Consider the following 24,250-nt stretch of genomic DNA (forward strand, 5'->3'; position numbering starts at 1 on the left):
CCCGGCGGCCTGACTCGCCCCCCGGCCGGCTATCCCCCCGCCGGCTACGCGGTGCCCGGCGCCCGTCCCTTATGGCCGCGCGGCCCCCCCCCTCACCCGCGCCCCGGCGCGCGGAGGCCTACGTTTTCACCGCGGGGGCGGCTGTAGTGGTCGAAAGGTGCTCGGTGGCGGTATCGGCCGCGGCCAGGCCGAAGACGAGCGCGGCGGCTATTCCACCGGCGTAGGCGCTGTGGTAGAGACCGCCGGTATCGGAGCCCGCGGCGAACAGGCCGGGGATCGTGCCGCCCGTAGCGGAAAGCACACGGGCCGCGGCGTCGATGCGGATGCCGTGGAACGGGAAGGTCAGCGCGGGGCAGGTTTCGATGAGGTAGTACGGGCCGGTATCCAGCGGTGCCGCGTCGTGGGTACGGGCCGGCCGGACCGCGGTACCCGCCGCGTTGACCTGCCGGATCTGTTCGGCGACGGCCGCCCCGTCGTACCCCCACTCCGGTGGCAGATAGGCGAAGTCGTCCAGGGTTTCCGCGAGACCGCAGCGGCCGCCGCGACGCTGGGTGAGCTCGAATTTGTCCACCGCGATAGCGCCTTCGACATAGCTGCCGAGCACCCATTCCCGGTACACCCGCTCGTCGGCGACCAGCAGGCCGCGGGCCTCGGGCTGCTCGAGCAGACGCATCGCGGTGAGGTGGTCGCCCAGGGTCTCGTCGGTGAATCGCCGGTTGTCCAGATTGAACAGCAGCGCGTGCTCGCTGTAGTACAGCGACAAACCCACGAAGTCGGCGGAATCACGGAACGGCACCTGCGTCGGCACCAGGTGGCCGTAGAAACCGGACCGCGAAGTTCCGGTGGCCGCACCCACGCTTTCGGCCAGGCGTAGGCCGGCTCCGGCACTCTCCGGGTTGGAGCGCAACTGCATCTCGGCGGCGCGCGGGTGGATGTGCTCGGCGACCAGTTCGCGGTCGGCCTGGAACCCGCCGGTGGCGAGAACCACGGCGGCGCTGACGATCTCGATCTCGGTGCCGTCCGGCCGGCGCACCCGGGCCCCGGTGACCGTGCCGTTCTCGGTACGCAGGGCGAGGGTCTCGGTGCCGGTGAGCAAGTACCCGCCGGCGGTCACCCGGCGCCGGCATTCGTCGAGGTACTGGTTGGTGTCGAACTGGTGACCGCGGCCGAAGCGCAGAATCGGCACCGCGCCGGCGCAGTGCACGCCGAGCGCGCGGATCCAGGCGATACCGCCGGCGAATCCGTCGACGAGCGCGTCGCGCAGCACCGGGTCGCCGTCCGGGTTCACCTCGGCCATCACTTCCCGGCTGGGTGCGGTCCAGGCGTACCCGGCGAAACGCGCCGAGCCGCCGACCGTATCGGCCTTCTCGACCACCACCACCGAGGCGCCCCGGTCGAGCGAGCGGGCCGCGGCGGTGAGGCCCGCCATCCCCGCGCCGATCACCAGGACATCGGTTTCGATCCTCTGCATACTTGCTCCTTCGTGCTCGATCCGGCGGTTCAGACCGTGAACCGGCCGCCGTTGCTCAACAGCACCGCGCCGACGACATTGGCGGCGGACGGTGCGGCGAGATACAGGATGTTGTCGGCCAGTTCCTCGGCCGTGGCATAACCGCGGGCGGCGCCTTCGGACATGGCCGCGCGCAGATGCGCAGGCGTGCGCTGGGCCATCCCGGTATCGACCGGGCCCGGTGCGACGGTGTTCACCCGGATCCCGAGATGCGCCACCTCTTTCGCCACCGACTGGCTGAGCGCGTGCACACCGGCCTTGGACGCCGCATAATGCGGGTAACCGGCCAAGGTGTCGAATGCCGAGGACGAGCCCACGGTAACGATGGCGCCGCCGCCGGTGTCCTTCATCGCCCGGACCGCGGCCCGCAGGACGTGAAAGGTGCCGTCCAGGTTGATCGACAGGATGCGCCGCCAATCGGAATCCTCGAGATGGACCAGCACCTCCGGCGGCCGGTTCTGTTCGACGGCCTCGTAGATCCGCTGTTTACTGCGCGGATCGTCGACGCCGGCCGCGTGGACCACGATATCGATCCGGCCGTGTTCGGCGAGCACGTCGGCGAAGGCCTGATCGACGTGCGCCGAATCGGCCACATCCAGTCCGACCGGGACGCCGCCCGTGATCTCGGCCGCCATCCCGGCCGCCGCCTGCCGGTCGATATCGCCGAGGTACACCGCCGCCGCGCCGCGCCGGCCGAGCAGCCGCGCGGTGGCGGCACCGATCCCCGATCCGGCGCCGGTCACCAGCGCCACCTTCCCATCGAACTGCTGTTCCGGCACGGTTGTCTCCTCGTGTGTGGTGGGATCGGTCCTCACTGGAAGATGTTTTCCCAGTCGCTGCGGTACTTTTCGGCGCCTTCGCCGACCGTCACCTCGAGGTTCTGGTCGGGAATGTCCTGAGCCACCGCCAGCGCACCCTCGATATCGGGCAGGACAGACCCGTAACCGGGTGACGTCGCCTGCTGGCCGGGCCGGCTCACCATGAAGTTCGCGAGTACCTGCGCCGCGTTGGGGTGCGGGGCCGAACCCAGCGCCAGGCCGTACCAGCGCGCGCCCCACACCGCCGGTCCGGCGGTCCAGCCGACGGGCGCGCCCGCGGCCCTCTCCGGCAGCATCGGGTTGCACATCAGCGCGGCCACGATTTCGCCGGAGGCCAGCGCCTGCCCGAGTGGTTGCGAGCTCGGGTAGATTCGCGGCGCGTTCTGCGCGAGCTGTTCGAGGAATTCGTGGCCGCCGTAGTGCTCCTCGATATGGTCGTAGTAGTCGATGTAGGTCGGCGAGGTGGCCGGGGTGACGATCCCGACCCGGCCTTTCAGCGCCGGGTCCAGCAGGTCCCGGGCCGTCCGGATGCCCTTGGGGTATGCGGCCGTATTCCAGCCGAAGCCCAGGACCACCGCGCCCTCGAGGAAGAACTTCCCGCCGGCAATGCTGTCGGCGCGCCGGTATTCGGGCGCATCGAATGCGGGGCCGATCACCTCCACCGCTTTGCCGGTGTCTGCGGCCGCCTGCATCCAGGCGGTATCGGTGATCACCGCGACATCCCCGGCGCCCTTGCCGGTGCGGGCTTCGATATCCACGCGGAAGAGCAGATCGGAGTCCACGCCCCGGACCACGGTCAGATCTATACGGGGATAAGCCTTTTCGAAGGCCTGCTCCAGATCCGCGAGTACCGGCTGGGCTTGGGTCGAGTAGATCGTGACCGCACCCTCCTCGTTCGCCGCCGCCACCACCTCGTCCCACGATCCGGCGACCGGCCGGGACACAGCGGTGGAGCCACCGCATCCGGCCAGCGTCAGGGTGATCGCACCGAGTACCGCTGCCGTCCCGAAAACCTTCGTTCGAAGGGTTTTCCGCATACGTATCTCATCCTTTCCATGGCGAACGGCCCGGGCCGAGACATCCGGGCCCGCCCGCCGGTCACACCGTCGGCCGGCGCAGTTCTGTGGAGTGCCGGTCACCCGACCGGCGCGGGAAGCCGCGCGGTGCCGAGAATCGTGTCCGCGGCCGCGTATCCCTCGGCGACGGCGTGCGATACCCGCCGCGGGACCAGAGCGTCACCGATGACCTGCACCCGCGCCTCCGGCAATTGCTCCGGGAAGGACCGCCACCCGGTGGCCACTCGTTCCCCCGCCGCCACCACCAGGTCGCAGGCCAGCTCGCTCGTCTCGCCGGACAAGAGATTGCGATAGCGCACGACCGAGCCGGATCCGGCACCGCGCACCTCGACACGCCCAGCCTGGATGACGAAATCCACCGGGCGTCCCGTGAGGCGCCGCAGCAACTGCACGCGGCTCTCCACCGGGATCCCGGCCGCGATCGCCGGGCCCGGGATGAGCACGGTGACCCGGCGCGCCCCTCCGGTCAGCGCCGCCTCCACGGCGCCGACCGCGGGCCAGTAGCCGAACCCGTCGTCGATCACCACCACGTGATTGCCGGGCCAGACCTGCCGTGGATCGGCGAGCACGGAGGTGGTCGTCACGGCTGCGGCGGTGCCGGCTTCGGTCGCCCCGGTCGCCACGATGATTTCGGCGAAGTCGGTGAGGTCCGCCGCCGCGACCCGATGCCCCAGTTCGATCCGGACACCGGCGAGATTGTCCTGATAGAAGCGCAGCAGCGCCGACCAGCCCGCCCGATTCGGCGCCTGCGCGGCCGTGCGCAGCTGGCCGCCGATCCAGGGCTTCGCCTCGAAGAGGGTCACGTCGGCGGCCGTGGCCAGGCGTAGGGCGGCTTCCAGGCCCGCAGGCCCGGCGCCGACCACCGCGACCTTCCCGGGCCTGCTCGGCGGCGGGCCGAAACGCAGGGGCCGCGCCGGGCGCGCGGCCTGGCCGGGCGGCGCCAGGAGCGGGTTCACCGTGCACAGCAGGACCGGGGTGAAGGAACGGCAGTCCTCGTTACAGGACACGCACGGCCGGATGCGGCTGTCGATACCGCGCAATAGCTTCGCCGCGAAATCCGGGTCGGCGATGAACGGCCGCGCCATCCCGACCAGATCAGCGCCGGCCGCGAGGGCGTTCTCGATATCCGCTCGCGACCGGAACGCCTGCGAAACCAGCAGCGGACGATCGGTTGCCGCGCGGAGCCGGCGCAGCAGCGGCAGCAGCGGCGGCTCGGCGGTCGCCATATCGCGGACGTAAGTGGTGCGGACACCCGCGGTCACGTTGATGTAGTCGAACATATCCAGCAGTGGCAGCAGGTCGCACAAGCCGTCGGTATCCAGCCCGGCCTCCTCCGCGCCGTCGACCGAAACCCGCACGCCGACCACGAGGCCGGGGCAGGCCGCGGTAATCGCGGTGTGCAGCCGGTGCAGGATGGCGGCGCGTCCCGCCGAGGTCGCGGCGTCCGCCCGGGTGTTGGAGGCCGGAGCGAGGAACTGCGCCAGCAGATATCCGTGGGCCGCATGGAGTTCCACGGCGGCGAATCCCGCCTCCGCGGCGTGGCCGGCACTGCGTACGAAATCGGCGACGACCCGGTCTATGTCGTATTCCGACAGCACCCGTGCCCGGACCGGTTCGCGGGGTGACCGGACGGCCGACGGCGCGACCGGATGCTCCCAGATCTCGGCACCCAGCGTCTCGCGTCCCAGATGGACGAGCTGGCAGACCGGTACGGCGCCGCCATCGGCGATCGCCCGGGCCCGCCGGCGCAGTCCCGGCACCGCGTCCGGGCGGGATGCGTCGGTGATGTTTCCTGTGCGGTTGCCGGAGTCCGAACCGACGACCGTGCCGCCCGCGATCACCATGGCGGCACCGCCGGCTGCGCAGCGTCGCCAGTAGTCGTCGTCGCCGGGCTGAGCGGCTCCGGCGCTGACCACGCCGGAGCCGTGTGCGGTTGCTACCAGGCGATTGCGCAGCTCGAGGCCGCCGATCCGCAACGGGGACGACAAAAGAGGCGGGGCCAAAGTTCCTCCTTGAACTGGATTCACTTCATATTATTGCCACAAGGTGATTGACACCACAATGGGTATGGCTTAGTTTCAAACTGACATCAGTTCAGTTCTGTGGGATGTGGGTATTCGCACCATGAAGTTGCTGTTCCAGGCCACGGCGGCCGTCGCGGCCCTCGCTGTCACCTCCGTCCTCACCGCCTGCGGGGCGAGTCCGGGAACCACGGCCCCGGTGACGGGCGGGTGGAACGAGGTGGTCGCCGCCGCCGAGAACGAAGGCAGCGTCCTGCTGTATTCGAGCCAGAAACCGGCCAATCTGGAGCGGCTGGAGAAAGCGTTCGAAACCGCGTACCCGCGGATAGATCTGGAATTCGTCCGCGGCACCGACGCCGATATCAATCCGCGGGTGGAAACCGAGAACCGGACCGGCCGCGGCACCGCCGACGTCCATATGCTGACCGACGCCACCTGGATCGCCAATGCGGCCCAATCCGGCAGCTATTCGACCGAATTGGCCGGCCCGAGCCTGCGGGCACCGGAATACCGGCCCGAGAAGAGTGTCCTGGAAAATCGCTTCGCGCTCTCCAGTGCCGCCGTCTTCGCTCTCGGCTGGAATACCGACGCGGTCCCCAGCGGCCTGACGTCACCACACGATGTGCTCGACCCGAAATACAGCGGCAAGATCGGCATCGTCAATCCGACCGGTATCGCCTCCTACGTCGACCTCTACCGCTTCTACGCCGCCACCTACGGTGCCGACTACTGGGAGCGGATGGCCGCGCTGAAACCCCGGATCTATCCGAGCGCGCTCGGTATCGCGCAGGCACTCACCTCGGGCGAGATCGCGGTGACCCCGTCGGTGCAACCGCTGGTGACCGAGGCGGCCGCAGGCGCGCCGGTCGGTTGGGCACTTCCGGCGCAACCGTGGGGAACGCCCTGGTACAGCCACGTCACGAGTGTCGCGCCGCATCCGAATGCCGCCCAGGTGCTCGTCGATTTCATGGTTACCCGCGAGGGACAGGCCGCGCTCAACGACGGTTACGCCGCCGCGCTGCCCGATATCCCGGGCGCCGTGGTGCAGGCACAGGATATCGCCGCACCGGACACCCACGATCTGACACCGGACAAGGTCGCGCAGTACTCCCAGGAATGGGCCCGGCGTTTCCAGAGCTGATCCGGCTCCGCTCATCCCGCAACACCGACAAAGGACAGGTATGGACGATACGGCCGAGCCCTGGCACGGCACCCACGTACTGGTGACCGGGGCATCCGGGGGAATAGGCGGGGCCACCGCCGAATTGTTCGCCGCGGGGGGCGCGACGGTGTACCTGACCGATATCGACGATATCGCCGGCCGGAAACGGGCCCTGGAACTGGGCCCCCGGGCCCATTACCACCACCTCGACGTCACCACCGAAGCCGGCTGGCAGTCCGTCGCCACCGCGATGGAACAGGCTGGACACCCGATGAACGTACTGGTCAACAGTGCCGGAACCGCGCTGAAGGCGACGCTGGCGCAGACCCCGCTCGACGACTTCCGCCGCATGATCGATCAGCATCTGATCGGGACGTTCCTCGGACTGAAAACCGCGGCGGCGGCGATGACCGGTGGCGGATCGGTCGTGAACATCTCGTCGCTGCGCGGTGTCCTCGCCACCGCCGAACTCGGCGCCTACGGCGCGGCGAAATTCGGGGTGCGTGCCCTGACGAAGGTCGCCGCTCTGGAATTGGCCGAACAGGGTATCCGGGTGAATTCGGTATGCCCCGGCAGTATCACCACCGAGATCACCTCGGCACCCGGCTTCGCCGGAGACGACGTCGAAGCGTATGTCCGCAGTATTCCGATGCAACGCCGCGGCGCTCCCGCCGAAGTGGCCTCGGTGATCGCGTTCCTGGCGGGCGCCGCCAGCAGTTATGTCACCGGGACCGATCTTCTCGTCGACGGCGGAACAGCCGCCGGCGTGCGCACCCCGAAACTATCGACCCAGAAGGCGTGAGATGACGTCGCAATTCACCGTGTCCGGCCTGACCAAAACCTATGGCAGCAATGTTGTCGTCGATCAACTCGACCTCACCATCGAGGAGGGCGAATTCCTGGTCCTGCTCGGGCCGAGTGGTTGTGGGAAAACGACCACCCTGCGCTGTCTCGCGGGGCTGGAAACTCCGCAGGGCGGTGCGATCACTTTCAAGGACCGACCCGTTTTCGACGGGGACGCACGCCTGAACGTACCGGCACACAAACGCAATATCGGCATGGTGTTCCAGTCGTATGCGTTGTGGCCGCATATGACCGTCCGCGACAATATCCGCTACCCGCTGAAGGTGCGGAAAATGAAAGAAGCCATTGCCGGGGGAGCGGTGGAGACCGCCGCCGAAATGGTCGATTGCGGACAACTGCTCGACCGGTATCCGTCGCAGCTCAGCGGTGGGCAGCAGCAGCGGGTCGCGGTGGCCCGCGGGCTGGTGGCGCGGCCCGATCTGGTGCTGTTCGACGAACCGCTGAGCAATCTCGACGCCCGGTTGCGCGATCAGGTACGCACCCAGATCCACCAGTTGCACCAGAAGCTCGGTTTCACGGCCGTATTCGTCACCCACGATCAGTCCGAGGCCTTCGCCCTGGGCGACCGGCTCGCCATCATGAAGGCGGGCAAGATCGAACAGTACGATGCGCCCGAGCAGGTTTTCGAGAATCCGGTATCGGATTATGTCGCCGCCTTCATCGGAATGAGCAACCGGCTGTCGCTGCGGCGCGGGCACGACGGCTGGGTGACCTCCGCCGGCGATCCGATCGACCTCACGCATGCCGTCGTCCGCGACACGGCCGACCGGCACGATACCGCGGTGGCCCGGTTACGGCCCGACGATGTGCTGCTGCATTCCACGGCCGACGAGGTACCGCTGGGCAATGTCGCCCTGCACGCCGAACTGGTGACCTACGAATACGGCGGCCGGTACTTCGACGTGACCGTGGACAGCGGTGGTGAGCAATTGATCCTGCGTGCGCCGGCCGCCCAGCACAGTGCCGCGCTGCGCGGCAGCAGCCCGGGGGCGCCGCTGGTCGTCAGTTTTTCCCCGGCGAGCCTGCGTGTGTTCGCGACCCCGGGACAGCGGACCGCCGCCCCGGAACCGGTCGCCGTGAGCGCGGGAGGGCACGCCTGATGACCACCGTGACCGCAACCACCGGCCGTTCCTTCGCGCTGCCCGCGCAGTGGCGGACCCGGCTCGGGTACTTCGCCCTGCTGGCCGTGCTGGCGTATCTCGTCGTGCTGCCGATGATCCGGCTGCAATCGCTGGCCTTCGAGGACGGTGCCCGCGGTTACCGGGCGCAGTACACCCGCTTCGATATCGGCGAGACGATCGCGACCACCGTCGCGCTTGCCCTGGGTTCGCTGGTGATCGCCATGGTGCTCGGCACGTTGCTGGCGTTCGCGGCGAGCCGGCTGCCGGACCGTTTCGGTTTCCTGCGGATCATCCCGATCCTGCCGATCGTGATGCCCGCGGTGGCCAACATCGTGGGCTGGGCATTCCTGCTCTCACCCGGGCCGGGCTACCTGAATGTCCTGCTGCGGAAGCTGCCCTGGTGGAGCCATTCGGATTCCGGCCCGATCGATGTGTACACGGTGCCGTGGATCATCATCCTCACCGGTTTCGGGCTGACCTCGTTCGTGTACCTGTTCGTCAGCGCCGGTATGCAGAACATCGGGTCCGAACATCTGGAGGCCGCACAGATCAGCGGCTCCTCCACGGTCGGCGTGTTCTTCCGGGTCGTGCTCCCGTTGCTGCGGCCCTCGCTCATCTACGGCGGCGGTATCGCACTGCTGCTGGGGCTGGGCCAGTTCACCGGCCCGCTGCTGCTCGGCCAGAACTACGGCGTGAAAGTCCTGACGACCGAGATGTATCGAAGGGTCTCGGAATCGCCGTCGGATTTCGCCGCGGCCGCCGCCGCCGGTTCACCGCTGGTGATCTTCGGCCTGGTACTGGTCCTGATCCAGAAAGGCCTGCTGGGCAATCAGTCGCGTTTCGTCACCCACGGCGGCAAGGCGTTCGCGCCGGCGGCGGGACGTTCGCTGTGGGCCACGGCGACCATTGTCGTCTACGCCCTGTTCGCCCTGATCATCCCGCTGGTCGGACTGGTCGTTGTCGCGCTGACGCCGTACTGGTCCGGATCCCTGTCCTGGGATCTGTTCACCCTGGACAACTTCCGCGCCCTCGCGGCGGACAACGCCATCGTCGGTTCCGTGCTCACCAGTGTGTCGACCTCGCTGGCCGCTGTGGTGATCTGTGTTCCGCTGGGTTATCTGATGGCCACCCTGCTCGTGCGCGGCCGGCAGTTCAAGATCATGGCCGTGCTGGCCGACCTGATCACCGCACTGCCCCTGGGTATTCCGGCGGTGATCTTCGGTGTCGGATTCCTGCTCACCTATACCGAGCCGCCGTTGATCCTCTACGGGACCAAGACGGTGATCATCCTGGTCTACATCGTCTTGATGCTGCCGTACGCCACCAGAATGCAGATGACTGCCATGCTCTCGCTCGGCAACGCCTACAGCGAGGCGTCGGCCACCAGCGGTGCGTCCCCCTTGGTGACGAATCTGCGGGTGATGCTGCCGTTGATGCGGCCCACCATTCTCAGTGCTGTCGCCCTGATGTTCATCCTGCTGACCCACGAATTCGCCGCGTCGCTGCTGGTGCGTGCCTCGACAACCCAGGTGATGGGAACCCTGCTCTTCGATCTCTGGCAGAACGGCTCGTATCCACTGGTTGCCGCGATGGCACTGCTCATGACCGCGGTCACCACCGCGGGTGTGGGTGTCGCGATGCTCGTCGGCGGCCGGAACGTGCTGAACAAACTGTGAGCCGCGGTCTCTTCGCGGCCATTCCCTCGGAACAGAAAGGCCTGCCATGGCTCCGGGCCCGTCACGGCTGAACGACAAGGTGGTCCTGGTGACCGGTTCGACGGGTGGTATCGGGGTGGAGATCGTGCGCCGCCTCGCCGCGGAAGGCGCCACGCTCGTGGTGACCGACCTCGGCGCGGCGGGCTGTGCCGAACTCGCCGCCACCCTGGACCATCCGGACCGCCATCTCACCCGGGCACTCGATATCGCCCGCGAAGAAGAGTGGCAGGCGGCGGTCGCCGCCGTGCGTGACCGGTACGGGCGCCTGGACACACTGGTCAACAATGGCGCCATCGGCAGCCTGGCGTCGGTGGTCGACGAGGATCTCGACCGCTACAACCGGGTGATCGCGGTGAGTCAAACCGGCACGTGGCTGGGTATGAAACATGCCGGAGCCCTGATCGAAGAGAGCGGCGGCGGCTCGATCGTCAACCTCTGCTCGATCCTCGGCACAGTGGGCGGACTGGGAAACAGTCTCGCCTACGCCGCCGCCAAAGGTGCGGTGCGGACGATGACGAAGAACGCCGCGCTGCACTGGGCGACGAAAGGTGTTCGGGTGAATTCGATCCATCCGGGGTTCATCGAGACCGAACAGCTGCTCGAACGCTACGAAGGCAGCGAACGGCATCGCGCCATGCTCGCCGGTACCCCGATGGGCCGGCTCGGCCGGGCCGGGGAAGTGGCCGCCGCGGTCGCGTTCCTGGCCGGTGACGACGCCACCTTCGTCACCGGCACCGAACTGTATGTCGATGGGGGCTGGACCTGCGCCTGACGGGGCGGAACCGGGGCTGTCTCCACTGGATGAGGGTGGAGACAGCCCCATTCGGCCGGGTGAACCCGCCGAACAGTTGGCATCGCCGCCGTCGAGCAGGCCCGGACGCCCGTTTCCCCGGGCGGGGCCGGGGACGAAGTCCACCGCCCGAGGCTGCGGGCTCTGTGCCTGCAGCGGGCACGGCGTGTTATCACGCCGGCATTGCCCGGCGGCAGCGAATACGGTCAGTGCGCGGGCGCGAAAACATCCACGCCACAATCGTTGTGAACGTCCAAGACCTGCCGGGCGACGAGAACGTCGAGGTGTGCCATGGTTTCGCAGGTGGCGACCATCTGATTGAACGTGTCGAGGGATGCGAAGGGGCGGTCGCGGCGGGTCCAGGTAAGTGCCTGGGCTACTTCCGATCCGGTGCACGGCGCGAGTTCGGTGACGGCGCTGCGAATCTGTTCGAAACGCCGGTCGTGATGGTGCAGTAGTTCCCGGGCGCGGCGACCGGCGCTTCCGCCGTGCGGGCCGTGGGCGGGCAGCATCGATCGATCGTCGTCGTCGCGGAGCAGGTTCAGCGAATGCAGGAATTTGTCCAGCGGCAGTTCCCAGGAGCCCAGTTCGAAGCCGATGGAGGGGGTGATGGTAGGCAGGAGATGGTCGCCGGTGAACAGCAGCCGCCGGGCGGGGTCGTGAAAGACCAGATGTCCCTTGGTATGGCCCGGGGTCGCCGAGATGTCGAGTTCGTAGCCACCGAAGGTGAGCGGACCGGGACGCAGCCAAAAGTCGGGCGGTTCCCAATCGGCGACATCGAAGGGTTCGCCGACGCTGTCCGCATGGCTACGGGCGGCGATACCGGTGGCACCGGCGCGGCGGAGTTCGCGCAGGGAACTGGTGGGCACGTTGTTGCCCAGTTCCCGGATCTCCGCGAGCCCGGCCGCTTCGCCGGCGCCGAGATGAACCCGGCAGCCGTGGCGGCGCCGCAGTTCCACCGCGAAGGTGTAGTGGTCGCGGTGGATATGGGTGACCAGCACATCGTGGATATCGGCGGGGGAGCGGCCGATGCGCGCGAGGCCGGCGGCGAGCTCGCGGTAGGTGTCCGGCCGGTGCCAGCCGCCGTCGATCAGGACGAGCCCGGCGGCGGTTTCCACGGCGTACACGTTCACCGCGCGCAACCCGTCCTGCGGAAGCTGCAGGGGGATGCGGTGGATACCGTCGGCGACCGGATAGCAGCCGGGCTCGGCCCACTGTGCGCTCATTCGCCGCTGCCGGCCAGGGGCACCATGGTCTGTTCCTCGCCGTACCAGATCATGCGCCGGCCGCGCATCGCGCCGACATGCCGCACGGCGGCCTTCCATTCGGGGCTGGCCAGCGCGGCGTCCAATGCCTCGCGGGATTCGAAACTCAGGATCGACAGGCCGTCCCAGCCGGCCGATTTCTCGTCGAAGGTGTCGAGGAGTTCGGTGTGCTGCCAGCGCAGCAGGCCCGGCAGCGGATAGGTCACCTCGGCGTGCTCGCCGCGCCACCATTCGATGAATTGTTCGTGTGACCAGTCGCTGGGCCGGGATGCCAGCACGATGAGGTTGTACACAAGCTCTCCTAACTGAATTCTGTTCGGGTATGGAAGGTAGGCCACGGCGCTGTCCGGTTCCCGCTGCCCGGGGGCGTTTCCGCCTTGCTCCGGATCTTCGGAAGCTCGGGCCGGCCCCGGTGCGCGCCGCTCAGGCGCGCACCATACGTACCGCGGCCTCGGTGACGGTGTCGGTGATCTCGGCCAGGGTCAGCGTGCCGTCCGGGCGGTACCACCGCCAGACGCTGATGATCACCGCCAGGACCATCCGGCCGAGGATCTTGGGATCGCCGTCGGCGAATACGCCCGCCGCGATACCCCGCTCGATCAGCTCGGTCCAGTTCTGTTCGATTTCCTGGACCAGCTCCCGCGACCGCAGCCGCTCGGCTTCTTCCTTCTTCGATTGACGCGGCTGGGCCAGCAGATCCATATGGTTCTGCAGGATGCGGCGTTGCAGCGCATCGATCGGCTCGGCCCGCAGGGCGGCGGCCACCGCGGCGCGCAGGGCCTGCTCGGGATCCGCTCGATCCTCGGTGGCCGTGACGAAACGGTCGACGGAATCGGCCAGTTCCAGTCGCATGATCGTCAGCAGGCAGTGCGCCTTCGACTCGAAATAGTGGTAGAGGGCGGTCTGGCCGATCCCGACCTCATCGGCGATGGAGGCCCACTTCGTATGCTCGTAACCGATACGCCCGAACTGCTCGATGGCAGCCGTCAGGATATTGCTGCGTTTGGAGCGCGGGCTTTCCCGGCGGGCCCCGGTGTCAACGGTCATGAGAAGTGTGCCCCCAAATATCGGCTGTCTGTGGATCGGTCAACTCTACCCCACCTGAGATGAATTCGAGTCGGCTGACGCCAGCCGGGTGGCGAGCCGGATCGCGTCCGGCCGGGAGAGTTTCCCCACCCGGTTCTGCGGTAGATCCGCCACCGCGAAAAGGTATTCCGGCCATTTGAATTTGGGAAATCCCGCCGCGGCGAGCCGGTCGGTGACGGTCTCCAGGGTCGGCTCCGCACCGTCGGCGACGACCAGCGCCGCCGCACGCTCACCCAGTAATTCGTCGGGTACCGGGACCACGCACACCTGCACGATCCCGGGTAGCGCCGCGATCGCCGATTCCATTTCGTTGATATCGATATTGCGCCCGCCCCGGATGATGATCTGTTTCTGCCGGCCCATCACCCGGATGGAACCGTCCGCGGCCACCTCCACGAGGTCGCCGGTGGGCAGGAATCCGTCCGCGGTGAGATCCGGTGGAACCGGGACGCCGCCGCGGGCATAGCCGACGAACAACGAAGGGCCCTTCACCTGGGCGTCGCCGATCGCACCGGCCGGCAGTGGGCTGCCCGAATCGCCGACCGCGCGAACGACCGTGCCCGGGAACGGGCGCCCGTCGCGACCCAGCCGGACCTCCGGCGGGTCCGCGGGCCGCGGGGTCGTATGACCCAGACATTCCGACATCCCGAACACCCGCAGGAACGTGGTGCCCAGTTTGGTTTCGGCCTCGGCCAGCGCCCGCTGGTTCATCGGCCCGCCACCCACGGTCATGGCCCGCATGCCGCTCAGCCGTCCGGCGCTGTTGCCGGTGACCGAGAGCTGCAGGGCCATCGTCGGGACCAGCATCGTCCACGCCACCCGATACTCGGCCATGGCGTCGAGCGCCGCCGCGGGAGACCAGCGGCCGATGGTGACCATGGTGCCGCCCAGGAACGCCGGGAGATACATTCCGAAGCAGAACGCCGCCACCGACGACAGGGGTACGAAGGCACCCACCGATTCGCCCGGCCGCAGGCCGACGGCGTCGATGGTGCTGCGGCAGGCGTAGCGGATGGCGTCCTCGGATTGCACCACACATTTGGGCCGGCCGGTGGATCCGGAGGTCATGGCGATGGCGCTACCCCCGCGCCACCGCCGCACCGGGCCGAACGGCGCCGTCCGCGCCCGCAGCCGATGCTCGCCGAAGGCGGTGCCGGCGAACGGGAACTCCGTCGCGGGTACGTCCCAACGGCGCAGGGCGGCGGGATCGCCGATCACGAGGTCCGGGTCGATATCCTCGAGCGCGAGCCGGAACTCCGATTCGGTCGCATGCGGGCTGAACACGGCCACGACCCCGCCCCGCAGGCCGACGGCCAGCGCGGCGGCCAGCGTGCGCCACGTGTTGTCGGCTTGGATGATCACCGTCGGGCCGCGCTCGTCGATGGCCGCGATCCGGTCGGCGAGGGCTTTCGCCGTCGCCATGATCTCGCCCACGGTGTGCTGTCCGAGTTCGTCGATCACCGCGATCTCCGCCGGGCTCCGACGGGCCCGCTCGAGCATCTCCTGCGCCAGTGTTCTCATCTGTCGTTCCTCATGCCGCTGTGCTCTCTGTTTACTCGCTGCCGGGCCGCCGCGGGGCGGTTCGCACCGGTCACGGCGGCGGGACCAGAACCGCGCGACCGGTGATACCGCCCGACCGCAACCGCCGGTAGACCTCGACCGCCGCAGTGAGCGGATAGGTCTCCGCGGTGACGTGCAGCGCGCCCCGCCGAGCCATATCGACCACGGCCGCAAGATCCGCGCGTGGCCCCCAGAACGGCGCGGTGACTCCCCACCCTGCGGCCAGCCCGACGTCCTTACCGGCCGTGAGCCGTCCGCCCGCACTGCCGACCACAGACAACCGGCCGCCGGGTGCCAGCGCGGCGGCGGCCGGGACGACCGTGCCGGGCGCCCCGGCGAAATCCAGGATCAGATCCGCACCCTCGCCCAGCGCGGTCGCCGCGGCGGCGGTATCCGCGAAAACCGCGTCCGCTCCCAGCCGCCAGGCCATTTCCCGGGCGTCCGCGCGGGTGTCGACGGCGACGATCTGCCCGGCGCCGAATTCGCGCAGTATCTGGAGCGCGAAATGACCGAGACCACCGACGCCGATCACGACGCAGACGCTCTGCGCATCGATGAGGTCGCGATGTTCGCGGACCGCGTGGTAGGCGGTGAGCCCGGCGTCCGCGAGGGGCGCGCACAGCACCGGGTCGACGCCGGCCGAGCGCACCAGGAAGCGGGCCGCGGGAACGAGGACCGCTTCGGCCAGCCCACCCGGATACCCGAGCCCGTTGCCGATGGGCGCCCCCCGGCCTTCGCGGGGGCGCAGGCGCAGACAGTAGTTCTCCCGGCCGCGCAGGCAATTGCGGCACCCACCGCAACCCCAGATACCGTGCACCACAACCTGTTCCCCGATCCAGCCGGGGTCGGCGGCCGGTCCTGCGTCCATCACCGTCCCCGCCACCTCATGGCCCAGGGTGAGCGGGAGCGGGTAATTGAAACTGTCCGCCGTAGCGTCCATGACGTGCAGGTCCGACCGGCACAGTCCGGCGGCTGTCACCCGGACGAGCAGTTCTTCACCGCGGGGCCGCGGCACCGGGATCTCGCGCAGTTCGGGTTCGGCTCCCCAGGCGGTGAGCTGGACGGCGAGCATCAGCGGGCGGTCCAGCCGCCGTCGACGACGAGCGCCTGCCCGGTCATATAAGAGGAGGCATCCGAGGCGAGGAAGACCACGGCCCCGTCCACCTCACCGGTCCGGCCGCCGCGCCCCAGCATGGTGTTGCGGCGCACCCAGCCCGCGGATTTCTCGTTCTCGAACAGGCCGTCGGTCATCTCCGTATCGAACCAGCCGGGGACCACGGCGTTCACCCGGATACCCCGGCGGCCCCATTGACCGGCGAGTTCCCGGGTCAGACCCAGCGTTCCCGCCTTGGAAGCCGCGTAGCTCGCGCCGCCGATCGGCGCGGTCGACACCAGGCCGATCACCGAGGAGATATTGATATACGACGCGCGTTCGCTCGCGGGGAGCCTGGACGCCGCGTAGGTGGCCAGATGGAAACCGGCGAGCAGGTTCAGGTCGAGGATGGCGCGGAACTCCGCGTCGGTCTCCTGTTCGGCGTGGGGCGGTCCCGGGCGGCCAGCATTGTTGACCAGGACATCCAGGCGGCCGGACTGCTCGTAGCAGCGGTCCACCAGGGCGGTGCGGTCGGCAGGGTCGGTGATATCGCAGCGCACGGGGACGATCCGGGCGTCGGCCGCGGCCAGTTCCCGCAACCGGTCCACCCGGCGCGCGGCGGCGTAGACGGTGGCGCCGGCCGTGGCGAGGGCGCGCGCGAAACCGGAGCCGAGGCCGGAGGACGCTCCGGTGACCACGGCGACCCGGCCGTCCAATCCGAAAAGGTCGTGCAGTGCTGGGCTGTTCATTCCGCCTCGCCTCTCAGTACACCGCGGTGCGGCCGCCGTCGACCGGGATCAGCGCACCCGTCGTATAACCGGCCGCGTCGCTTGCGAGATGGGTGACCAGGCCCGCGATCTCCGCGGGATCGCCGAGCCGCCCGGCGGGCAGCCGGTCGATGATCTTGCCTACGAATTCGTCGTCCCAGTGCTCGGACATATCGGTGGCGAATCCGCCCGGCATCACACAGTTCACCCGCACGGCCGGTGCGTACTCCTGCGCGAATGCCATGGTGAGGGCGTTCAGCCCGTTCTTGGCCGCGGCGTACATCGCCTCGGGCGGGCTCGGCCGCACCGCGCCGATACTCGAGATATTGATGATCGACCCACCACCAGCGGCGGCCATCCGCGCCCCGGCCACGGCCATGAGACGGAACGGGCCCTTGAGGTTCACCTCGATGGTCTTGTCCCACAGGCCCTCGGTCACCGATTCCAGATTCTCCGCGAGCGGGGCGATACCGGCATTGTTGACCAGGATGTCGAGACTGCCGAAGCGTTCGACGATTCCGTCGACGGCGGGTTCGAGGGTGTCCCAGCGGCCCACATGCAATTCCAGTGGGTGGGCGCTGCCCGCGCCGTCGCCGAGCGTGGCGATCGCCGCTTCACAGGCCGCGAGTTTGCGGCTGGAGACGATCACGGTGGCACCCGCGTCGCGCAGTCCACGTGCGATGGCCAGGCCCAGTCCACGGCTGGCACCGGTCACCAGGGCGACCTTGCCGCTCAAATCGGTTGTGCTCATTTGTATTTCTTCACCTCGAGGCGCGCGATCGTACGCAGATGGACTTCGTTGGGGCCGTCGGCGATCTGCAGGGCGCGGGTGATGGCGTGCATCCGGGCCAGCACGGTGTCGTTGCTGACCCCCGCCGCGCCGAAAGTCTGGACCGCGCGGTCGACCACCGTATGCGCGACCTCCATCGCCGCGACCTTGATCGCCGCGACCTCCGACCGTGCCGCCGCGTTCCCCTTGGTATCCATCAGCCAGGAGGCCTGCAGGGTGAGCAGCCGGATCTGATCGATCTCCAGCCGGCTGCGCGCGATCCATTCCCGCACCACTCCGCGGTCGGCGAGCGGTCCGCCGAACGCGGTGCGTTCCAGGGACCGCCGGCACATGAGTTCCAGTGCGCGCTCGGCCATTCCGATGGCCCGCATGGCGTAGTGCATGCGGCCCGGACCGAGCCGGCCCTGGGCGATGGCGAAACCGTCGCCCTCGGCGCCGAGCATGTTCTCCGCCGGAACCCGGACATCGGTGAACTGCACCTCGCCGTGTCCGAGCCGGTCGTGGAAACCGAACATCGGCAGATCCCGCAGCACCTCGATACCGGGTGCATCGGCCGGTACCAGGATCATGCTCTGCTGACGATACGCCGGCCCGTCCGGATCGGATTTGCCCATGAAGATGATGAGCTTGCAATCCGGATCGAGGATGCCGGAGATGTACCATTTGCGGCCGTTGAGGATGTAGTGGTCATCGTCGCGGCGGATGGTCGAGGTGATATTGGTGGCGTCGGAGCTGGCCACGGCGGGTTCGGTCATCGCGAAGGCCGAGCGGATCTCGCAGTCCAGCAACGGTTTCAGCCACCGCTCTTTCTGCTGTTCGGTACCGAACATGGCGAGGATTTCCATATTGCCGGTATCGGGTGCCGAACAATTGAGCGTCTCGTTGCCGATGATCGACCGGCCGGCGAGTTCGGCCAGCGGAGCGTATTCGAGGTTGGTGAGCCCGGCGCCGAGACCGTCGTGGGTCATGAACAGATTCCACAGCCCCTGCCGGCGCGCCTCGGCCTGCAGTTCCCGCATGATCGGCGGCTGTTCGTGCGGGTTGTCCGCGGCGGCGATCTGCTCGTCGTAGACCCGTTCGGCGGGATAGACGTGGTGTTCCATGAACTGTTCGAGCCGGACGAGCAGCTCTCGGGTGCGGGGGGAGTAGGAGAAATCCACGATGCGGCTCCTGAATCGGGGGAGGGGACCTCAACCGGCGAGGAGCTCGGTTCCGGTCTCGATGAGGCGGTGGATGGTGGCGGGCAGTTTTTCCTGGTCCGGATCGTGGTGCCGGCCTTCCCGGTGCCGTCGCAGGTTGTGGCCCATGATGGCGGCCATCTTGAGCCGTCCGAGTGCGTCGAACCAGGGCAGGTCGGGCAGTTCCGGCCCGCCCGCGCGGTAGCGGTCCACGAGTTCGGCGGAATCGGGCAGGCCCGGGACCGTGCGGCCCACCCCCGGGAAGTTGGTGCCGTCGGCGAACACGAGGAACCAGCCGAGTTCCACTCGCGGGTCGCCGGCGCTCCAGATCTCCCAGTCGATCAGCGCGACCGGTTCGGTACCGGCGGCGATGATATTGCCGAGCCGGTAGTCACCGTGTACCAGCGTGGGGGTGACAGGTTCGGGGATCCGCCGGCCCAGCAGGTCCAGCAGCCGGTCGCCGCCCGCGACCAGTTCCGGTGGCACTGCGCCGAGTGTGCGGGCCCAGCGGGCGAGTTCGTCGGCCGGTGTCAGCGGGGCTTCGACGCCTGGTACCGAACCCGGGTCGACGGCGTGCAGCCGGGGGAGTACCTCGGCTGCACGGCGCATCCGCGCCGCGGCCAGGGCGGGTTCGACGGCGGGGTCGTCGAGGACCGGTTCGAGCGATTCCCCGGCCACGAATTCCATGGCGAACCAGGCGGGTTCGTGCTCATCGACGGCCACGATCCGGGGAACCGGCACCTCGGTGTCGCCGAGTGCCCGCATCACCCGGGCCTGCCGCAACATATCGTGGCGCCCGATCGGCTTACGTCCCTCCGGTACCGCCTTCACCACGAACGCCGGGCCGGTCGTGGTGACCCGGTAGGTGAGGCCCGAATGCCCGCCGGGCAGCGTGTCGAAGCCGGTGACCTCGAGACCCGGGTCGGTACGCAACCGGTCGCGTACTCGCTGTTCGAGCGTCATGGCCGCGGCTCCTTGGGTAGGCCGAGCACTCGCTCGGCGATGATGTTGTGCTGGATCTCGTCGGTACCGCCGGCGATCCGGTACCCGGGCGCGCCCAGCACATGTTCGGTCCAGGCGTAGGCGCCCCAGCGTCCGGAATCCGCGGTGAGGTCCCGCCCGAGCAACAGCCGCGCGACCTCGGAGGTGCGGGCCATGGTGTCGGTGGCGAGCAATTTGCCCACCGACGCCTCCGGCCCGGGATCGCGGCCCGCGACCACCGCTGCCGCGACCCGCATCCCCGCGATCCGCTGCACATAACTGCGGGTCACCAGATCCGCGACCCGGTCGCGTTCCAGTTCCGTCAGGCTGCGCCCCAGATTCCGGGCCAGCGCCACCGCCCGGTCGGCGTTCGCCACACCGAGGGAGGCACCGTCGAGCCGTTCCGCGGCGAGCACGGTGAGCGCCACCGGCCAGCCCTTGCCGACCGGCCCGAGCCGCAATCCGTCGTCGAGCACCACACCGTCGAGATAGACCTCGTTGAACGAGCTTCCGCCGGTCATCTGCCGGATCGGCCGGACGGTGACCCCCGGCGCGTCCATCGGCACGAGGAAAACGGTGAGTCCCGCGTGTTTGGCCACCGTGGGATCGGTGCGGCAGACCGCGACCCCGAGATCGGCGACCCGGGCGCCGGAGGTCCACACCTTGTGTCCGTCGAGCGTCCAGGTGCCGTCGGCGTTGCGGGCCGCCCGGGTGCGCACCGCGGCCAGATCCGATCCGGCCTCGGTTTCGGAGAAGAGCTGGCAGGCGATGAGATCGGTCCGCAGCATCGCCCGCACATAGCGCGCCCGCTGTTCCGCGGTACCCCATTGCTCGATCGCCGGCGCCACCAATTGCTGGGTGACCGAGAACATCTCGGTACGCCGGGGTACCTCGAATTCTTCCTCGGCGCGGCGGAACGCCAGCGCGTAGGACATCGGCAGGCCCCGGCCGCCGTATTCGGCCGGCCAGGTCAGCGCACCCCAGCCGGCATCGAATTTGGCTTGCTCGTAGGCGCGGATGGTATCGGTGTGCCGCCGTTCTTCCGCGGCGGTCCAGTTCTCGAAAATCGCCACCGAATCGTCCCCGTCGCCCCAAGCGGATTCGGTGCGCGGCGCGGCGGTCCCGCGCAGCCAGGCGCGGGCCTGCTCGGTGAATTCGGCGAGGCCGGGGTGCTGCTGTGTGCTCACTGTATCCACCTCAGACCGAGAGAACCGTGCAGGCGCTGATACCGGGAGCGCCGTAGACATGGGTGAAACCGGTTTTCGGTGCACCCGGGACCTGGCGATCGCCCGCCGCACCGCGCAGCTGGGTCACGATCTCGTGCACCTGCCGCAGGCCCGATGCCCCGATGGGTTCGCCGTTGGCGATACAGCCGCCGTCGGTGTTGATCGGCAGCCGGCCGTCGATTTCGGTTACGCCCGCCGCGATCATCTCCTCCTGCGCACCGGGTGCGCAGAATCCGCATTCGGCCATATGCATGATCTCCGCGCCGCTTTCGGTGTCCTGGAGCTGCGCGACGCCGATCTCGTCCGGCCCGATCCCGGCCTGCTCGAACGCCGCCGAGGCGGCATCCGCGCTGACACTGGTCGGTTCACCGGCGCCCTGAACGGCGGGACTGAACACCTCGAAGGAGCCGAACCGCCGGGTGCGGTGGGTGATCGCCCGCAACCGCACCGGCCGGGCGCCCAGGCGACGCACGGCGGCCTCACCCGCGACGACCACGGCCGCACCGCCCTCGCCCGGCGAGCAGAACATGAACTTGGTGAGCGGGTCGTTCACCATCTCGGCCGCCAGGATCCGCTCGGCCGATATCGGTTCGCGGCGCCAGGCATTCGGGTTGCGGCTGCCGTTGCGGTACGCCTTCTCGGCGACCTTGGCCAGCGTGGTCGCAGAGATCCCGTGCTCGCGCATATAGCGGCCGATCTTGGCGCCGAAGAACTGCGTCGTCACCATCAGCCCGGCCGATCCGTAGCCCTCGGGCAGACCCCAGTCGGCCGGGTCCGGATCGAACGCGCCCCGCGGGTGTTTGTCGAAACCGACCGCCAGGGCGATCTCCGCGGCGCCGGAGCGGACGGCGTTGACGGCCGAGAACAGCGCACTCCCGCCCGTAGCGCACCCGTTCTTGACATTGGTGAACGGGATACCGGTGAAACCGAGTTCGGCCACCAGGGTGTCGGCCAATCCCGAACCGTCGCTGCCGCCGTAGGCTACCTGGATATCGGGCCAGGTCAGGCCCGCGTCGGCCAAGGCGTTGCCGATGGCCTGGAGTGCGAGCTGCCGCCCGGTGACCCCGGGCTGCCGGCCGAAGCGGGACAGCCCGCTGCCGATGATCGAAACCTGCTGGGTCATCGGACCTCACTCGGCCGAAGGGACAAGGTGGCGAACCGGGGCACCGGTGTCACGGCGACGAGGCGCACCGGTGCCCGGTCAAGATCGGCGAAATCGGCACAGTCGAGAATCGCCTCGACCTTGATCCCTTCGGGGAGCTCGACATAGCCGACCGCGTACGGCGTGAAGCCCTCGGCGGGAACGACATACGGCGGTGATTTCGGTGCGAACCGCTGTACGGTGTGCGCCCACACCACGCCCTCGGTGCTCAATACCAGCGGTTCGGCGGTCGGTGCGGCGCAGCGCGCACAGTTCGCGCTCGCCGGATAACCCACCGTGCCGCATACCGTGCACCTACTGCCTTCCAGCACCGGTGTCACCTGCTCACCCATCTCGTCCCTTCCGATTCGTTGCCGCTAGCCGGATTTCAGCGGCCGACCCACTTGGGCTCGCGCTTCTCCAGGAATGCGTTCACGCCCTCGCGCGCGTCCTCGGACTGCAGGGCATTGCCGACGGCGAGATGTTCCATCACCATCAGCGACTGGATATCGGCGTCCAGACCGCGATCGATGGTCATCTTGGTGAGCTTCATGGCGAACGGGCTCTTGTCCACGATCGGGGCGATGAAATCGGCGACGAGCCGGTCGAGTTCCGCCGCGGGCGCGGAGGCGTTGATCAGATCGAAATCGGCGGCCTCCCTGCCGCTGAGCAGTTTGCCGGTGAGCATCAGTTCCTTGGTCTTACGGATACCGATCATCCGGGGCAGCCGGTAGATCGGGCCGGCGCCGCCGAACAGGGCCCGCCGGATGTGGAAGTCACCGATCTTGGCGTCCTCGGCGGCGACCGCGAAATCGCAGGAGATCATCAGCTCGAAACCGCCCGCGGTGACGTAACCCTCGAGCACCGCGACCGACGGGGTGTTCATCGAGTACAGCCGGTCGCAGACCTTCGCGGAGAGCACCGCGACATCCATGGCGTTGGTCTTGCCGACATAGTTCTCACGCAGTTCGTCGAGGTCGAAGCCGGAGCAGAAGGTGTTGTTCCGGCCGCGCAGGACGAGCACCTTCAGGTCGGGATCGTTGTCGACCTCGACGATGATCTCGTCGAGCCGGTGCAGCAGTTCCACCGTGACCGCGTTCTTCTTGTGCGGGCGGTTGAGCCAGACACGGGCGATGTCGCCGTCTTTCTCCAGGACGATGTGGTCGGTATCGATCATCGGAGCCTCTTTCGGAGTTTGTTCCTGAACTGGATTCACTTCAGTTGTACTTGACGGCGGGAAGCGCGTCAATACGGATTTGCGGGAGCGCGTGGCCGCCGGTCACACGCCGATCAAGGTGGCGATACGGGCCCGGTGGGTACGCGCATCACCCTGTGCGGCTTCATTTCCCAGTACCCGGCGGAAGTACGAATGCGCGGCGTGCTCCCAGGTGAAGCCCACCCCGCCGTGTAACTGGACGGCCTCGCCCGCCGCCTGCACGGCGGCATCGGTGCATACCGCTCCGGCCACCGCCACGGCCAGCCGGGCCGAATCCGGGTCCTCGGCGTACAGCGCCGCCGCGTACCGCGAGGCCGAGCGGGCCCGCTCCAGTGAAACCAGGAGATCGGCCAGCCGGTGTTTCACCGCCTGGAACGAGCCGATGGGCCGGCCGAACTGCTGCCGGGTGCCGGTGTACTCCACGGTCATATCGAGCAGGCGATCGATGATTCCGGTGTTCTCGCAGGCCAGGGCGAGCGTTGCCAGGTCCTGTAATCGGGTACTCGCCGTCGCGGTGGCCTCCGGCGTCGTGAGCGGCACCGCCGGGCAGTCGCGCACGGTGATATCGGCTTGCCGTCGGGTCGGGTCGAGTACGCGACGTTCCGTACGCACGGTGTCCGCGGGTGGGCGCAGCGCGAACAGTCGCGACCCGTCGGCCGTCCCGGCCGAGGCCACGACGATATCGGCGCTGCCGCCACCGATCAGGTGGGTGACCGTGCCGTCGGCCCGCCACCCCTGTGGGCCCCGGGTGGCCCGTAGATCGTCGGTGGCCGGGCCGAGCGCGCTCACTGTGGCGAGGAGATCTCCGGCAAGTACCTCCGGAAGGGGATTGCCCTCGGCTTCCGGCGCGGTGAGCAGTGCGTGGGCGCC

Annotated in this window: 23 protein-coding genes; 5 read left to right on the top strand and 18 right to left on the bottom strand. The window is 68.6% G+C overall.

The window, feature by feature from the left end:
• Positions 1-118: 118 nt before the first annotated feature.
• The 4 genes from QH276_RS21215 to QH276_RS21230 all read right to left on the bottom strand — a co-directional run bounded on the left by QH276_RS21215 (position 119) and on the right by QH276_RS21230 (position 5,407).
• Positions 119-1,471, bottom strand: a complete 1,353-nt coding sequence (locus tag QH276_RS21215) for an FAD-dependent oxidoreductase (RefSeq protein WP_280396880.1) — start codon at positions 1,469-1,471, stop codon at positions 119-121.
• 29 nt (positions 1,472-1,500) lie between these two features.
• On the bottom strand, positions 1,501-2,325 hold the full coding sequence (locus tag QH276_RS21220; protein WP_280396879.1) for an SDR family NAD(P)-dependent oxidoreductase: 825 nt from the start codon (positions 2,323-2,325) through the stop codon (positions 1,501-1,503).
• The gene (locus tag QH276_RS21225; protein WP_280396878.1) at positions 2,322-3,365 is read right to left on the bottom strand and encodes an extracellular solute-binding protein; all 1,044 of its coding nucleotides are present in this window, start codon (positions 3,363-3,365) and stop codon (positions 2,322-2,324) included. The genes QH276_RS21220 and QH276_RS21225 overlap by 4 nt, the downstream gene beginning before the upstream one ends.
• Positions 3,366-3,463: 98 nt before the next feature.
• Positions 3,464-5,407 carry an FAD-dependent oxidoreductase gene (locus QH276_RS21230; RefSeq protein ID WP_280396877.1) on the bottom strand — a complete coding sequence of 648 codons (1,944 nt, stop codon included), beginning with the start codon at positions 5,405-5,407 and terminating at the stop codon, positions 3,464-3,466.
• Between the two features lie 121 nt (positions 5,408-5,528).
• Here QH276_RS21230 and QH276_RS21235 point away from each other — a divergent pair, with 121 nt between their 5' ends.
• Genes QH276_RS21235 through QH276_RS21255 form a run of 5 tightly spaced genes read left to right on the top strand, consistent with a single transcriptional unit; the run spans position 5,529 to position 11,059 of the window.
• Positions 5,529-6,566, top strand: coding sequence for an ABC transporter substrate-binding protein (locus QH276_RS21235; RefSeq protein ID WP_280396876.1), 1,038 nt, complete (start codon positions 5,529-5,531; stop codon positions 6,564-6,566).
• A gap of 40 nt (positions 6,567-6,606) precedes the next feature.
• Entirely contained in the window at positions 6,607-7,389 is a 783-nt protein-coding gene (locus QH276_RS21240; protein ID WP_280396875.1) for an SDR family NAD(P)-dependent oxidoreductase, read from the top strand.
• A 1-nt stretch (position 7,390) separates the two neighbouring features.
• The gene (locus QH276_RS21245) at positions 7,391-8,551 is read left to right on the top strand and encodes an ABC transporter ATP-binding protein (RefSeq protein WP_280396874.1); all 1,161 of its coding nucleotides are present in this window, start codon (positions 7,391-7,393) and stop codon (positions 8,549-8,551) included.
• Positions 8,551-10,248, top strand: coding sequence for an ABC transporter permease (locus QH276_RS21250; RefSeq protein WP_280396873.1), 1,698 nt, complete (start codon positions 8,551-8,553; stop codon positions 10,246-10,248). The genes QH276_RS21245 and QH276_RS21250 overlap by 1 nt, the downstream gene beginning before the upstream one ends.
• A gap of 46 nt (positions 10,249-10,294) precedes the next feature.
• On the top strand, positions 10,295-11,059 hold the full coding sequence (locus QH276_RS21255) for an SDR family NAD(P)-dependent oxidoreductase (protein WP_280396872.1): 765 nt from the start codon (positions 10,295-10,297) through the stop codon (positions 11,057-11,059).
• A 224-nt stretch (positions 11,060-11,283) separates the two neighbouring features.
• Here the strand turns inward: QH276_RS21255 and QH276_RS21260 are convergent, their stop codons facing one another.
• From QH276_RS21260 to QH276_RS21325, 14 genes are all read right to left on the bottom strand, one after another.
• On the bottom strand, positions 11,284-12,303 hold the full coding sequence (locus QH276_RS21260) for an MBL fold metallo-hydrolase (protein WP_280396871.1): 1,020 nt from the start codon (positions 12,301-12,303) through the stop codon (positions 11,284-11,286).
• A complete protein-coding gene (locus QH276_RS21265) occupies positions 12,300-12,635 on the bottom strand; it encodes an EthD domain-containing protein (RefSeq protein WP_280396870.1) in 336 nt (111 codons plus the stop codon). Before QH276_RS21265 ends, QH276_RS21260 begins: the two co-directional genes overlap by 4 nt.
• Positions 12,636-12,765: 130 nt before the next feature.
• A complete protein-coding gene (locus tag QH276_RS21270; RefSeq protein ID WP_280406871.1) occupies positions 12,766-13,389 on the bottom strand; it encodes a TetR/AcrR family transcriptional regulator in 624 nt (207 codons plus the stop codon).
• Between the two features lie 45 nt (positions 13,390-13,434).
• Positions 13,435-14,949 carry a class I adenylate-forming enzyme family protein gene (locus tag QH276_RS21275; RefSeq protein ID WP_280398651.1) on the bottom strand — a complete coding sequence of 505 codons (1,515 nt, stop codon included), beginning with the start codon at positions 14,947-14,949 and terminating at the stop codon, positions 13,435-13,437.
• A 70-nt stretch (positions 14,950-15,019) separates the two neighbouring features.
• Positions 15,020-16,060 (bottom strand): NAD(P)-dependent alcohol dehydrogenase, encoded by a 1,041-nt coding sequence (locus tag QH276_RS21280; protein ID WP_280398650.1) that lies wholly within the window; start codon positions 16,058-16,060, stop codon positions 15,020-15,022.
• On the bottom strand, positions 16,060-16,830 hold the full coding sequence (locus QH276_RS21285; protein WP_280398649.1) for an SDR family NAD(P)-dependent oxidoreductase: 771 nt from the start codon (positions 16,828-16,830) through the stop codon (positions 16,060-16,062). The genes QH276_RS21280 and QH276_RS21285 overlap by 1 nt, the downstream gene beginning before the upstream one ends.
• Before the next feature lie 13 nt (positions 16,831-16,843).
• Entirely contained in the window at positions 16,844-17,599 is a 756-nt protein-coding gene (locus QH276_RS21290; protein WP_280398648.1) for an SDR family NAD(P)-dependent oxidoreductase, read from the bottom strand.
• A complete protein-coding gene (locus QH276_RS21295) occupies positions 17,596-18,798 on the bottom strand; it encodes an acyl-CoA dehydrogenase family protein (RefSeq protein WP_280398647.1) in 1,203 nt (400 codons plus the stop codon). The genes QH276_RS21290 and QH276_RS21295 overlap by 4 nt, the downstream gene beginning before the upstream one ends.
• A gap of 30 nt (positions 18,799-18,828) precedes the next feature.
• Positions 18,829-19,779: a phosphotransferase family protein gene (locus tag QH276_RS21300; RefSeq protein WP_280398646.1), complete on the bottom strand. Its 951-nt coding sequence runs from the start codon at positions 19,777-19,779 to the stop codon at positions 18,829-18,831.
• Entirely contained in the window at positions 19,776-20,984 is a 1,209-nt protein-coding gene (locus QH276_RS21305; RefSeq protein ID WP_280398645.1) for an acyl-CoA dehydrogenase family protein, read from the bottom strand. Before QH276_RS21305 ends, QH276_RS21300 begins: the two co-directional genes overlap by 4 nt.
• A 10-nt stretch (positions 20,985-20,994) precedes the next feature.
• Positions 20,995-22,146 carry a thiolase family protein gene (locus QH276_RS21310; protein ID WP_280398644.1) on the bottom strand — a complete coding sequence of 384 codons (1,152 nt, stop codon included), beginning with the start codon at positions 22,144-22,146 and terminating at the stop codon, positions 20,995-20,997.
• Complete coding sequence (locus QH276_RS21315; protein WP_280398643.1) at positions 22,143-22,517, bottom strand: Zn-ribbon domain-containing OB-fold protein; 375 nt, start codon at positions 22,515-22,517, stop codon at positions 22,143-22,145. The genes QH276_RS21310 and QH276_RS21315 overlap by 4 nt, the downstream gene beginning before the upstream one ends.
• A 35-nt stretch (positions 22,518-22,552) precedes the next feature.
• Entirely contained in the window at positions 22,553-23,341 is a 789-nt protein-coding gene (locus QH276_RS21320; RefSeq protein WP_280398642.1) for an enoyl-CoA hydratase/isomerase family protein, read from the bottom strand.
• Positions 23,342-23,443: 102 nt separating this feature from the next.
• Positions 23,444-24,250, bottom strand: an 807-nt coding sequence (locus QH276_RS21325; protein WP_280406872.1) for an acyl-CoA dehydrogenase family protein, incomplete at its 5' end; no start/stop codon positions are given.

Source organism: Nocardia carnea, from assembly GCF_029869215.1.
GTDB classification, from domain to species: Bacteria; Actinomycetota; Actinomycetes; order Mycobacteriales; family Mycobacteriaceae; genus Nocardia; species Nocardia carnea_B.

Excerpts from the sequence above, each read along its gene's own strand:
- QH276_RS21215 (WP_280396880.1), bottom strand. The coding sequence starts at position 1,471 with ATGCAGAGGATCGAAACCGATGTCCTGGTGATCGGCGCGGGGATGGCG.
- QH276_RS21225 (WP_280396878.1), bottom strand. The coding sequence starts at position 3,365 with ATGCGGAAAACCCTTCGAACGAAGGTTTTCGGGACGGCAGCGGTACTC.
- QH276_RS21235 (WP_280396876.1), top strand. The coding sequence starts at position 5,529 with ATGAAGTTGCTGTTCCAGGCCACGGCGGCCGTCGCGGCCCTCGCTGTC.
- QH276_RS21240 (WP_280396875.1), top strand. The coding sequence starts at position 6,607 with ATGGACGATACGGCCGAGCCCTGGCACGGCACCCACGTACTGGTGACC.
- QH276_RS21245 (WP_280396874.1), top strand. The coding sequence starts at position 7,391 with ATGACGTCGCAATTCACCGTGTCCGGCCTGACCAAAACCTATGGCAGC.
- QH276_RS21250 (WP_280396873.1), top strand. The coding sequence starts at position 8,551 with ATGACCACCGTGACCGCAACCACCGGCCGTTCCTTCGCGCTGCCCGCG.
- QH276_RS21255 (WP_280396872.1), top strand. The coding sequence starts at position 10,295 with ATGGCTCCGGGCCCGTCACGGCTGAACGACAAGGTGGTCCTGGTGACC.
- QH276_RS21260 (WP_280396871.1), bottom strand. The coding sequence starts at position 12,303 with ATGAGCGCACAGTGGGCCGAGCCCGGCTGCTATCCGGTCGCCGACGGT.
- QH276_RS21270 (WP_280406871.1), bottom strand. The coding sequence starts at position 13,389 with ATGACCGTTGACACCGGGGCCCGCCGGGAAAGCCCGCGCTCCAAACGC.
- QH276_RS21275 (WP_280398651.1), bottom strand. The coding sequence starts at position 14,949 with ATGAGAACACTGGCGCAGGAGATGCTCGAGCGGGCCCGTCGGAGCCCG.
- QH276_RS21280 (WP_280398650.1), bottom strand. The coding sequence starts at position 16,060 with ATGCTCGCCGTCCAGCTCACCGCCTGGGGAGCCGAACCCGAACTGCGC.
- QH276_RS21285 (WP_280398649.1), bottom strand. The coding sequence starts at position 16,830 with ATGAACAGCCCAGCACTGCACGACCTTTTCGGATTGGACGGCCGGGTC.
- QH276_RS21290 (WP_280398648.1), bottom strand. The coding sequence starts at position 17,599 with ATGAGCACAACCGATTTGAGCGGCAAGGTCGCCCTGGTGACCGGTGCC.
- QH276_RS21300 (WP_280398646.1), bottom strand. The coding sequence starts at position 19,779 with ATGACGCTCGAACAGCGAGTACGCGACCGGTTGCGTACCGACCCGGGT.
- QH276_RS21310 (WP_280398644.1), bottom strand. The coding sequence starts at position 22,146 with ATGACCCAGCAGGTTTCGATCATCGGCAGCGGGCTGTCCCGCTTCGGC.
- QH276_RS21315 (WP_280398643.1), bottom strand. The coding sequence starts at position 22,517 with ATGGGTGAGCAGGTGACACCGGTGCTGGAAGGCAGTAGGTGCACGGTA.
- QH276_RS21320 (WP_280398642.1), bottom strand. The coding sequence starts at position 23,341 with ATGATCGATACCGACCACATCGTCCTGGAGAAAGACGGCGACATCGCC.